At 50.8% G+C, this 12,171-nt stretch carries 7 protein-coding genes and 2 tRNA genes; 7 read left to right on the top strand and 2 right to left on the bottom strand.

Annotated features, from left to right (window positions below):
- The first annotated feature begins 155 nt into the window (after nucleotides 1–155).
- The 3 genes from FCH32_RS14460 to FCH32_RS14470 all read left to right on the top strand — a co-directional run bounded on the left by FCH32_RS14460 (nucleotide 156) and on the right by FCH32_RS14470 (nucleotide 6,494).
- A complete protein-coding gene (locus FCH32_RS14460) occupies nucleotides 156–4,040 on the top strand; it encodes an inverse autotransporter beta domain-containing protein (protein WP_174361085.1) in 3,885 nt (1,294 codons plus the stop codon).
- Nucleotides 4,041–4,094: 54 nt separating this feature from the next.
- Nucleotides 4,095–4,757 carry a ZirU family protein gene (locus FCH32_RS14465; protein ID WP_223240221.1) on the top strand — a complete coding sequence of 221 codons (663 nt, stop codon included), beginning with the start codon at nucleotides 4,095–4,097 and terminating at the stop codon, nucleotides 4,755–4,757.
- Nucleotides 4,758–4,832: 75 nt separating this feature from the next.
- Nucleotides 4,833–6,494, top strand: a complete 1,662-nt coding sequence (locus FCH32_RS14470; protein WP_174361086.1) for a hypothetical protein — start codon at nucleotides 4,833–4,835, stop codon at nucleotides 6,492–6,494.
- Between the two features lie 164 nt (nucleotides 6,495–6,658).
- Here the strand turns inward: FCH32_RS14470 and FCH32_RS14475 are convergent.
- Nucleotides 6,659–6,735, bottom strand: a tRNA-Val gene (locus tag FCH32_RS14475).
- Nucleotides 6,736–6,739: 4 nt separating this feature from the next.
- Nucleotides 6,740–6,816 (bottom strand) — tRNA-Val (locus FCH32_RS14480).
- A 1,857-nt stretch (nucleotides 6,817–8,673) separates the two neighbouring features.
- Between FCH32_RS14480 and FCH32_RS14485 the strand changes: the two genes are divergently transcribed.
- From FCH32_RS14485 to FCH32_RS14500, 4 genes are all read left to right on the top strand, one after another.
- Nucleotides 8,674–8,955, top strand: a complete 282-nt coding sequence (locus tag FCH32_RS14485; RefSeq protein WP_174361087.1) for a helix-turn-helix domain-containing protein — start codon at nucleotides 8,674–8,676, stop codon at nucleotides 8,953–8,955.
- A 496-nt stretch (nucleotides 8,956–9,451) separates the two neighbouring features.
- Nucleotides 9,452–9,814 (top strand): hypothetical protein, encoded by a 363-nt coding sequence (locus tag FCH32_RS14490; protein WP_174361088.1) that lies wholly within the window; start codon nucleotides 9,452–9,454, stop codon nucleotides 9,812–9,814.
- On the top strand, nucleotides 9,815–10,195 hold the full coding sequence (locus FCH32_RS14495; RefSeq protein ID WP_174361089.1) for a hypothetical protein: 381 nt from the start codon (nucleotides 9,815–9,817) through the stop codon (nucleotides 10,193–10,195).
- Nucleotides 10,174–12,171 (top strand): autotransporter-associated beta strand repeat-containing protein (locus FCH32_RS14500; protein WP_174361090.1); only part of this gene is annotated, 1,998 nt, incomplete at its 3' end. The genes FCH32_RS14495 and FCH32_RS14500, both read left to right, overlap by 22 nt.

Consider the following 12,171-nt stretch of genomic DNA (forward strand, 5'->3'; position numbering starts at 1 on the left):
TGAATCTGACTAGAATACCGCGCAAATTTATGGTCACAGTCTGGATTCAGGGGTAACGAGTTAATACTTAAGCGGATTTTACTGAATGAATAACGTTTTATTCACTTTTATTACAAATTAAACCCTGAGCCCTCTGTAAAAGTCGCACACTTATTATGATCGAAAGAACTGCATGGCTTTGCCTGATTGTACACCTGTCGATCATTACGACGCCGGTACTGGCAACAATAACAAGCGAACCTCAATCGTCGCAATGGCAAAGCGAATTACTTGCACGACCTTCTGTCGTATATGTGCTTCAGGCCGAAGAAACGACGGATTCCGTTGCCGAACGCTTAGGTCTGACAACCACCCAACTGCGCTATTTCAACCAATTCAGAACATTTAACAAACCGTTTGAACAATTAGGTCAGGGTGATGAGCTTGATATTCCGGCCCCAGCCTCCGGTGGGAATAAGGCGGCAGGCGCGAGTGACAAGCTACACCAGGAACAGGAAAACGACGCCGGGGTTAAACGCCTTGCCAGCGGTGCTTCGGGCTTGGCGAATATTCTGGAAAACGGCGATGCGGCACAAGCGGCCAGCGGTCTGGTCCGTTCGGAAATTAACAGTAAAGCGAATGAAACAGTCACTGGCTGGTTAGGGCAGTTTGGCACGGTACGGGCGCAGTTGAATGTCGGCGAACAGTTTTCCCTTGATGACAGCAGCGTAGATTGGCTGGTGCCGGTATATGAAACACAGACGAATGTCTTATTCACCCAACTGGGTTATCAGAATCAGGACGACCGTAATACGCTGAACGTTGGCGTGGGCGTACGTCATTTCAGCCATGACTGGATGCTGGGATTTAATACCTTTTATGACGCCGATTTGAGTGGCGATCATCGTCGCCTTGGCGTTGGGGCTGAACTGTGGCGCGACTATTTTCAACTTGCTACCAACGGGTATTTCAGACTGTCTGACTGGAAGGCCTCGAAAGACGTGGAAAATTATGATGAACGCCCGGCGAACGGTTTTGATGTCAGAGTGCAAGGTTGGTTGCCTGACTATCCGCACCTTGGCGGCAAGTTTATCTATGAGCAGTATTTTGGCGATGAGGTCGGGCTGTCTGGCGAAGACGAACGTGAGAAAAATGCCTGGGCCTTCACGACCGGTATCACCTGGACGCCGTTCCCACTGATGACGCTGGGTATTGAGCAGAGTATGGAAAAGGGTGATGAGCGAGACACCAGCGTGCAAATGGAGCTGGCGTGGCGACCGGGTGAAACCCTGGAATCTCAACTTTCGCCTGATGAAGTGGCCTCTCTGCGCGAGCTGGAAGGTAGCCGCTACAGCCTGGTTGATCGAAATAATGTCATCACTCTGGAATATCAGGCACAGGATCTTGTGCAGTTGACGCTTTCTGAAGAGGCGATTCAGGACGCTGAATATACGGTGCATACGATTTCGACCGATGTCACGAGTGAATACCCGCTGGCGCAGGTCACCTGGGATAACGCGGCCTTTCTGGCGGCTGGCGGAGAGTTTCGCGAGCTGAGCGTGAATATGTTTTCACTGACATTGCCTCCTTACCAACGCTCTCCATCCTCAGACGGGACGGCAAACCAGTATCGCGTCGTTGCGATGGCAGAGGATACCGAAGGGAATACCAGTAATGCCCAGACCTTGCTGATTGAGGTTCTACCCGTAAATCTGGCGTTTGGCGATGCGTTACAGGTCACCGGTAACGGTGCGCCCGCTGATGGTAAAACGCCGGTTACTGTGACCGCAACCCTGGTCGATGATGACGGCAAACCGGTTAGCGGAAAAAATATCACCATGGGAATGACATTCGCCGACGGCAGTATCACCGCTGAGGATGTGATGAGCGATGCGGCTGGGCGGGCGATGTACAGCGTGGTCTCTCACGTTGCGGGTCAGGCAACGGCGACGGCCAGGGTGCATGAACTGAGCCAGAGCGCGAAAGTATTGTATAGCCAGGCGAATTCGGGTGTCGATGAAATGTACTCGGCGTTGCTGGTGAACCCGGCGGTGATTCGGGCCGATGGCGAAGATGTTGCTGAAATGACCTACAAAGCCAATAACAGCGAGGGCGAGCCGGTAACGGGCCTCGAGAACGTGTCGTTTCAGGTGTCCGGTGTGCCCAATACCACCTCCACAGTAGTGCGTGAAGTCGCGCCGGGTATCTATCGTGCAAAGTTGAGCGGTATTCATGCCGGGAAAGGCGTGGTGCAGGTTATGCAGGGAAATGTCGTGGCGAAGACCTTGCGCCGTCCGGTTACCCTCATCTCCACCGGTAACCCTGTCGACCCGCAGCAATCTTCTTTAAATGCGACGCCGGGAAGAATATCCGCCAATGGTAACGCGGAATCGACTCTGGTTCTGCAGCTAACCGACAGCAGCGGGAACCCACTGAAAGAAAAAAACGTCCGATTTACCAGTAGCCTCGCCGGAACGACGATCGGCAACGTCACTAACCGGGAGGATGGTACGTATACCGCCACATTGACGGGTACCGCAACCGGAAACGCAAAAATAAGGACGCATGTTAACGGGTTTCTGACCACTATCGCGCCGACGGTGGTCAAGCTGGTACGTGATGACAATTCGGTCAGTCTTGAGGCTGTGGTGGTGCTTGACGATCATGCGCTGGCGGATGGTGTAGATGAGAATGTCATCAAAGTCACCACCTTTAACGCGGATGGGACGCCTGCTGCGGGTGAAACCGTACGACTGTACGCGAACAATCATGCGGATATTCCCCCAGCAGCCACCACCGATGCTAACGGTGAGGTCTCGGTGTCGTTGACCAGTCGGGTCGCGGGTGAGGTCACGGTGATTGTTGAACTTAACGGCAGCACAGAGGAAGTTGAAACGAGTTTTGCCGTTGATGATGACAGCCTGGATCCAGCGAAATCTCAACTGAATGTCGTCCCTGAACGTATTGAAGCGAATGGCAATGCTGAATCATTTATTCACTTTTTATTAAGGGATCAGCAGGGCAACCCGGTTACCGGGCAAAAAGTGACCTTCACCAGTCCTCTGGAGGGCACGACTATCAGTCAGGCTAAGGATAACCATAACGGCCTGTATAAAGCGTCGTTATCTGGCGTAACAGCGGGCGTGGCCGAGATTTCTGTCAACGTGAATGACCACCACTTTGCGGTTACTCCAGTGAGCGTTACGCTCACGCCAAAAATGGGTGAGGCCGGGCAGGGCGTCACGCAGGTGGTGGCAGACAATGCGCCGGCCAATGGCAGATCGGCGAATCAGGTGAAGGTCACCATACACCATGCGGATGGGCGTCCGGCCAGCGCGCAGGCGGTGCGATTCGTGGCGACTAACGGGGCGGCAGTACCCACCTCGGTGATGACTAATAGCGAAGGCGAAGCAATGGCCATGGTGACCAACCGCATCGCCGGAAAATCCGTGGTGTCGGTGATGTTAAACGGATATGTCCAGCAGGCTGAACTCACCTTTCTGTCTGATGAAGGCAGCGCCACCATTTTCCCTGGCGACCTGCGCATCATAGCGGACAACGCATTAGCTAACGGCACTGCTGAAAATAAAGTCAGCGCGACCGTCAGGGATGCGTTTGGTAATCCTGTGGCTGGGCAGCAGGTGAAATTTAAGGCCAGCCACGGCGTACGTGCTTCTGCACAGGGTGTGACTGATGCGAACGGCGTGATAACAGCGACCCTGACGAGCACTGCTGCGGGACGCAGCGAGGTTGTGGCGCTAATTAATCGTCGCGGCGAGCACGTGTCGGTTAATTTTGCCCCCTTTGCATCATCGGTGAAAGTGCTACGCAATGGGCATGCGCTGACCACCCATCCGCAGGTGGGCGACCGTTTATCCGCTGTCGTCATGTGCGGTGAAATTGTCTGCGAAGAGCAGCCAGAACATTTTCAGTGGCAGGGGGAAACCGCTGCAGGCAGTAACCAGTTCACCGCGATTCCACAGGCGACGGGCCGTATCTATGTTGTGTCTGGCGAATGGCAAAAACGTGCTTTGCGCGTGGAAACACAAGAATCACCCTGAAACCCGTAATTTCCCGGCTGACGCCTTAATCCCTTTTTATTATTGAGTACGCAAATGAAACGCAAAAACTTTACCTTAACCGCCAGTAGCGCGATGTTAATCCTGTCATTTCCCGCCCTGGCCGTCTTGTCCGATCCAACCGATACCGTAAAAGGACGCGTGCCGGTTATCACTCAGAGCACGATTGTTTCTGCTGATACCAACAGCAACGGCGTCTTCGACATTGGCGATGTGATTTCCATCAGCCAGCAAGGCGCGTTCAGCGACCCGGACGGGGATGCAGAATCGCAAAGAACCTTTCAGTGGCAGGCGGATGGGGCAGATATTTCGGGCGCCACCAGTGATACCTACACCGTGACGGCGAGTGATTTAGGCAAAAAGATCACCGTGTTGGTTACGCCGCATACTGACCCAACGATAACCGATCCGGATACCGGTATCGCAGTTGCGTCAAATGAGCTGTCAGCGGCTTCTGCATCGACGCCGATCGCCGTACAGATTGATGGCGCAGTGAATGGCTTCCCGCAGGTTGATACTGAACTTAGCGCCGTCGTACAACTGGCTGACGGCAGCGCCGGTGATGCTGGCACCTATCAGTGGAAGATTGAGACCGCGATTGGTTCTGGCGTATACCAAAATATTCCAGGTGCGAACGGTAAGACTTACAAACCGGTAGCCGGGGATCAGAAACGTAAGATACAGATCGAGGTGAATTAATGTCACCCATTGTGCAGCAGCGAAGTGTTCAAGCGCTGCTGCGTATAATCGCCGTTCATTCGGATTGCCAGAGCTATGAAGCTGAATAGTGTCGCGCTCACTCTGCGCAGCGCCGCGGGTGTGCTGGTTGTTTTTGTCGCCACGGAAGCCCTGGCGGTGACAGCACAGACCGAGACGGTAAAAGGACGCCCGCCCGTGGCCGGTCAACTGCAGGTGATTAACACCTCTGCGCCGGGATTAAATCCGGCTCAGGGAGATACGCTGGAGATTGCGTATCAATTTCACGATCCTGATGGTTTGCAGGAAAGTACCTCAGAGACCCTGTTTCGCTGGTTGGCCGACGAGCAGGTAATCTCAGGGGCGAATGAGCGTCTTTACACGCCTGGCCCCGCGCAGAATAAACGCTACCTGACGGTTAAGGTGTTGCCGGTTGAGATTGAACCTTCCGATCCCGACCGACCGGATGCGCCTTTTGTCAGCCCAAACGCGAACGCGCCGGTGCTACCCGCGCGAGCAGACTTGTCGGCCGCGTTTCATTATGCTTCGCCAGCGCTGCGCTGGGGGGATGCGTATATGCACTGTGCGAACAACGGCATGCGTTTACCAGATGAGGGCGATCTGCAGGATATGTTTGTGACCTACACTAGGGCAAATCGTGTGGGGCAAGATTCTAAAGGCGATTTACGGCATACCTATGGCATTGCTGGACGTAACGCTATCTGGACGACACGCGCGCTCAATGATACGCACCATGCGGTGATTAATGCTTTTACCGATGGGCGTAGTAGCGCGGCGGCAAACGCCAGCAGACAGACAGTGGTGTGCGCGCAAACCGGTATACCTGACATGCTCCCGGCGATCGTCAATTTAGCGATACCGGCGCCCCGCGAAGGGGAAGATGTCACACTTTCCTATCTTTATCAGGGGAATGAGACGATTCCCGACCGGTCGCGTTTTCAGTGGTTTCGTGCGGATAACGCCGCAGGAACGGCCAGAAAAACGGCAATTCCAGGCGCGGTTGAAAAAAGTTATACCCCCGTTGCAGAGGATGTAAATCGCTATCTGGTGGTGGAAGCCACGCCAGCAAGCTATGACACGGTAATGGGGACAATGGTCAGTACGGTCAGCGAGCAAGTGGCACCAGGCGGCAGCAACGTCCTCCCTGGGAACACGACTATTCACGTCAATGGTGCCACGTTTGATACCGACAGCGGTTTTCCTCGCAGCGGATTGGTTGGTGCCAGTTTCCAGTTGCGCATGAATGGCAATGCTGCCAGCAACCGGGAGTATTCCTGGCATGACGATCGTTCGTGGTTAAGCGTGGATGATAAGGGTGTGGTGACGTTTAACCGTCGGCCTGAAGGCGCAGAGAAAACTGCCACCATTACCATACGGTCGAAAAATGACGGTGGGTCTTATGCTTATACCTTCACGGTCACGAAGTGGTTAATCACTGACGGCAATCCAACAGGATTTAATAATGACTGGTGTGGTAAACAAGATGATGGCTATCGTCGGCCGACTGCAGAGGAATCGACCCGCAACGGCGAGCGAGCGGCTTCAACCGGACGCTGGTGGAGCGAGTGGGGGCCGTTGTACAACTTTGGTGGCAACTGGGTCAACGCACCTTACTGGATAGATGAACTGGGCAGTAAAAATACGTTGAATATGAGTAACGGGATAGTGACGAATACCAGGAAAAGCAGTCACGTGGTCTGTATAGCGGATGTGAATTAAGGCGTTTTTCTGAACGGATGGTTGCCTGTAAGACGGTGAGGAAAGCAGGCAGCCACAGCCAATTGTTGAAGGCCAAATAGCAATTACGTAAGAGTGTTTTTTTGAAACAAAAGAAAGTGTAGAGAAAGACGAGAGAGTAAGCACCAAATCAACGGGAATTGATTTGGTGCGTCCGAGTGGACTCGAACCACCGACCCCCACCATGTCAAGGTGGTGCTCTAACCAACTGAGCTACGGACGCAAGATGGTGCGTTCAATTGGACTCGAACCAACGACCCCCACCATGTCAAGGTGGTGCTCTAACCAACTGAGCTATGAACGCAACGTTGTAGGTGACAACGGGGACGAATATTAGCGGCACAGACCGAATGAGGCAAGAGGGAAATTGTGTTTTTCTGCATGTTTTCACGCGATTGCAGAGTAATTAAGCAAGTTGATTATATTTTGTTGATTTTGCAGCGTGTTTTTTAATCAGGCTGTGTGTTTGCATTTCTGAATCGGCCTCAGACCGTTAGTTTCAATGCCTCCTGCTGTATCTCCTTATCCAGACAGTTTCTCCAGCCGTTGATTTTCATCCTGCTACTGTAGACGCCGCAGCTCGGTCACGACGGTTCGGCAAATGTTGTCAGGGGGAGGGTCAATACCTTATCAGCCTGAATTGGCGACACATCCCATCAACTGGCTGAATTCATAGTTATCTTTATATATAAACACGTTAAATCACTTTATGTTACTTTAACACTTCATCAGCTGTATTTTTCAGGTACTTGCGAAAATCTGGTTAAACTCCGAACAAGTAGGATTTATCCTTGGGATAAATGCTAAATAATCGTGATTTGCATCACGTAGTTGCAATTAATATGCTCTATAAGCCTAACATTTATGAATTCATAAACTGTTAAGCATGACTAATCATTCCCTTGTTCACTGCGTATGAAGTAGGACTTAAATTGATATATGTCAATTTACAGTGGAGGCTGTACGCATGCTAACATTAGCACATGCTTATAATTTTAAAGATCGCAATAATTTTAAGCTTCAAAACAATTAAGAGGCGTTTCTGTTTTGATTATTTTGAAATTTTTAACTATTTAAAAAATATAACTGTTTATTAATGTTATATAAGGTATAGCCATTTAAAATCAACTGGTTATGTTTTTATGTCGACTTGGTTTTCTTTGTTGAGCCAGAATGCGTGGTATGAGTTTTCTTTATGTAATACCGCCATCTAACAAACAGTATCTAAATTTAACTCTTATGTATTTATGTATTACTATCTGAAAATAATGTTTCATACTGTAAAAGCATCAGAGACGGATATGACTAAAGAAATTTTAAAGATGAGCATGGCGGGAGAGGTTTTCTCTCATAAATGTGGATTGACTAAAATTATCGCGATCGTTGATGAATGCGTTTATAACAGACTGATAATTGAGAAATTCATTTCCTGTTTCACTAAGGAAAGCGAAATTTATTCGTTTTCATGCTTCACAGATTACAAGAGTTGGGACAGTTTCCGCAATGATGACAAGGAGTCTTGCTATGTGATCATCAATACGTCATCAGCCTCTTTATTTGGTGATGATGTCGTAAGTTTTCTTCGATATGAGAGATTACGAGTTGATGCTTCAGGCGTTGAAAGGCCTATTTTATTGTTGAGAAAAACTCAGGGTAATTTGACTTGCCAGAATGCGATTATGAATCATTATCTACTACAAATACAAAAATCATCGTTGTTAACTGTTGTGGACTGTGACAGTGACTTACCTTCGAAAAAATTGATAAGGCAGCTATTTAATTTTATAAAGCAAGGGGTGACCTATTCGATACGGGATGCTGCGAATCCTTTGTGTGAGCATTTAGGTACTGGATATAACAGGACTGTCAGAGTGATATTAGACTCGCGTAGCCTCTCATATTGGTCAGCCTGTTATAATACTAAAGTGCGATACACGCAACGAGCATCATTACTATTAAAACTACGAAGCAAGCCGGTCACTACTTAAAGTTAGATAAAGTGTTAGTCATTAAGTTGGCAGTAATGTAACTGTAAAATATGATTGCGGTACGGTAGTGAAGAATATTGGGCGAATTCAATGCACTAATATTTATAAGGAGTGAAGGGCGACACTGTTAAGTTAATGATAATCTCTATAAACATAATGGATTAAAATAAAATATGGTATCAATTTATGGGCTAAAAGACATTGATTTGAAATCAATTATTTCATTCATCGTTACGATGGAAACAGGTAGTCAATATAATGCCTCGCGATTGCTTGGGTGTTCGGTGGCGACCATTAGCCATAACATCAAGCGCACGCAGTTATATTATGGTACACCATTATTTATTCGTGAGGGACGGAGGTTGACGCCAACTAAAGATGCTGTTTTATTAAAGGCTGAACTAAAGTCATGTTTACTTCAGCTTAGTTCTGTTTTATGCAAAGAAAATGATTGAGGCTACATGTATCAGTAATCGTCAAAGTAATTGAATGATAAGGTTCTTGCTATTGGTGCTCTATAATTTACTTGAGATTATTTATTAATAACAACATGTTTTCCAGATGGTGTGAATTATCTAATTATCATTTCATTTGGGAAGTGTGTGGGTGTGATTTATGTATGCTGAAACTAAGGAAGAATAATCGCCGCATCGGAGCTTTGCTTTGCGGTAAATAATAAAAACACGCAGTGACCATTTTAAAACATCAATCAAACATGTGGTTTAATACAACCGGGTAATAATATCATGATGAAAAAACGAGTAGTATCACGCAAAAATTACAGCGACAGCCCTTATAGACGGAGTGATATACCGTTGGTCTTCAATACCAGAGGTGCGATGCATATGACAGCAACGCGCCTTACTGTTATTGCAGCAGCCGTATTATTTGCACTTTCAACGCTGCCGGCGCCTGCATGGGCTCTATCTACTGGTGGTAATGGTGGCGTCGATGCTGCAGGCCAGGTCGGTGGTTCCGGTGGAACTGTTGGCGGGAATGGTCAATCTGGCACTTCAGGAGCCGCTGGCGGCGGCGGTGGCGGCGGCGTGGGTGGCTCTAATCCAGTTAACAATGACCCTGGCGGCAACGGTGGTGCGGCTGGTGCTAACCCTACTACGCCATCCTCCGGTGCCATCACCAATACAGGTGTGTTGGTTGGTAACAGCGGCGAGGCAGGATCTAACGGGTCTTCTGGTACTTCTGCTGGGGGTAATGGCGGCGGCGGCGGCGGCGGCGGAACTGGCACCAATGTTGGTTCTGCAGGCTCTGCAGGCTCTGCTAGTGCAGGTGGCACGGGTGGTACAGGTGGCATAGGTGGAGGCAACGGAGGTTCTGCGACTAATGGCGGCGGCGGCGGCGGCGGCGGCGGCGGCAGTATCGGCGGTCTCGGAGGGGCTTTTGGCGGTCTCGGTGGAACGGGGACTACGGGCTCGGGTAACACAGGCACTGGCGGTAATGGAGGAACGGGTGGCGGCGGTGGTGGTGGTGGCGGCGGTAGTGGCCTGGCCGGCGATAATATTGGTGGTGGCGGTGGTGGCGGTGGTGGCAATGCCGCGATACGTTTTACCAGTGGCATTGACAGCCTTACCAACAGCGGCAGCATTACTGGCGGCGCTGGCGGCGCTCCTGGTAACGGTGGACGAAGCGGTGGCGGCGGCGGGGGTGGTAACGCTGTGGAATTCCTGTCGGGATTAGCATCCACGTTAACCAATTCTGGCTCTATCACTGGTGGTGCGGGTGGCTTTGGACCCACTCTGGTGAGTCCAGGTGGTGGCGGGGGTGGACTGGGGATCTACGGTAGTCATGTTACGATAACCAACGAATCAGCGGGCCAGATCTCCGGTGGCGCGGGCAGCTCGGGTGGTTCAGGCGGTAGTGGTGGTTCTGGGATTGGCGGAGCCAATCTGACTATTATTAATGCTGGCACAATTTCAGGGGCAAACGGGGTTGGGCTCGGTGGCAATGGTATTACCGGTACAGATCTTAACATTATCACATCGGGTAGAATCGCAGGCGGTAAGAAGCTTATCAACGGGACTCCCAACGGCGTACAAGCCAATGCGATTCAATTCAACGGCGGTACTAACCGCCTGGAGTTGCAAAATGGTTATGACATCGATGGTGCGGTTATGGGGCAAACGACGAATGACACCCTCGCGTTGGGTGGCAACAGCGCGACTCCATCCACCTTCAATATCGCCAGCCTCAACGCAGGTCAGGAGTTTGCTGGCTTCGGGCTTTTCGAAAAAGTAGGCACTAGCAGTTGGACATTACTCGGCACGACCTCGGCCAAGACACCGTGGACCCTCGCACAAGGGATACTGAGAATATATAGCGACGACGCGTTGGGCGTACAAGCAGGTACTCTGACATTTGGCAGTACCGCCGATAACACGTTCAACAACGGTACTCTGCAGGTGACGGCGAGCACATCCGCGAACCGCAATATCGTTATGAATGGGGTCAGCGGTACCATTGACGTCACTAGCGGCAGTGTATACACGATTGCTGGCGTGATCAGCGATGGTGCAGCGGGCGAAGGCTCGTTGATCAAAACCGGCGCTGGTACCACCGTGCTGACCGCCAATAACACTTATACTGGTAGTACCACTATCAGTGCAGGGACCCTGCAGCTCGGTGACGGCACTACTTCTGGCACAATTGTGGGTAATATTCTCGATAATGCAGCCCTGGTCATTAATAACCCGACGCAAATAAACCTTGTGGGTACGATCTCGGGTACCGGCTCACTGACCCAACAGGGCACGGGCACCACCGTGCTATCCGGTATGGGCAGTTCAGTAGGCAGTGCAGAAGTCACCGCAGGCACGCTGCGCTTTGAGCAGGCAGGCGGGTTCACTACGGTTGGGGATTACACCACGCAGACCGGTGCCACAACTGATATCGGACGAAATAGCTCCACTCTGGCGGTAGGAGGTATCTTCACCCAGGCAGCAAACTCAGTGCTGAATACTACACTGCGAGCTCCAGACGCACCTGTCATTACGGCTGATACGGCCAGCATTGATGGCCAGATCATCGTCAACGGATTTGTTGCTAGCCCTACGCCGGTTAAGGCCAGCGAAGTGGCCAGCAACACGTGGACAGTCATCCATACCACGAACGGTATCACAGGCGACTTCGTCAACAACCCACTTGATGAGTCTGGGTTGGACTACTTGCTGCACGATGGGCATCTCTCTTTAGACGGTAAGGATTACAACCTTGGCTTCCGCCTGGCATGGACTGAAGGCTCACAGGCGAAAGGTACCGGTAATTTTACGGTAAATGACGGTACTGCATTTGATGTCGACACCGTGCTGGCCGATCAGACAGTACCTGCGGGCGGTTTCACGACTGGCTGGGATGGTAAAAGTCTGACGAAGGCTGGCAACGGATTGTTAGTCCTCTCCGCCCTCAATACCTACACCGGCAGCACGACACTCAATGGCGGTACTTTGCGTACCGACGCTGTAGACAGCATTGCCAGCAGCAGTGAGCTGAACATTAATGGCGGCCTGTTCGACCTGAACGGTAATAACCAGCAGGTAAATCGTCTGGGAGGTTCCGCTGGCGACGTACGCCTTAATGGCGCAATACTGACCGTTAACAATGCAGCGGTAACGGATAACACAGCTTTTGCCGGTAATATTGTTGACGGTTCATCGCAA

The organism is Citrobacter gillenii (assembly GCF_013337685.1).
In the GTDB taxonomy this organism is placed as follows: domain Bacteria; phylum Pseudomonadota; class Gammaproteobacteria; order Enterobacterales; family Enterobacteriaceae; genus Citrobacter; species Citrobacter gillenii.

Coding starts and splice junctions, on each gene's coding strand:
- FCH32_RS14490 (WP_174361088.1), top strand. CDS start 9,452: ATGCTGCAGGCCAGGTCGGTGGTTCCGGTGGAACTGTTGGCGGGAATG.
- FCH32_RS14465 (WP_223240221.1), top strand. CDS start 4,095: ATGAAACGCAAAAACTTTACCTTAACCGCCAGTAGCGCGATGTTAATC.
- FCH32_RS14470 (WP_174361086.1), top strand. CDS start 4,833: ATGAAGCTGAATAGTGTCGCGCTCACTCTGCGCAGCGCCGCGGGTGTG.
- FCH32_RS14485 (WP_174361087.1), top strand. CDS start 8,674: ATGGTATCAATTTATGGGCTAAAAGACATTGATTTGAAATCAATTATT.
- FCH32_RS14460 (WP_174361085.1), top strand. CDS start 156: ATGATCGAAAGAACTGCATGGCTTTGCCTGATTGTACACCTGTCGATC.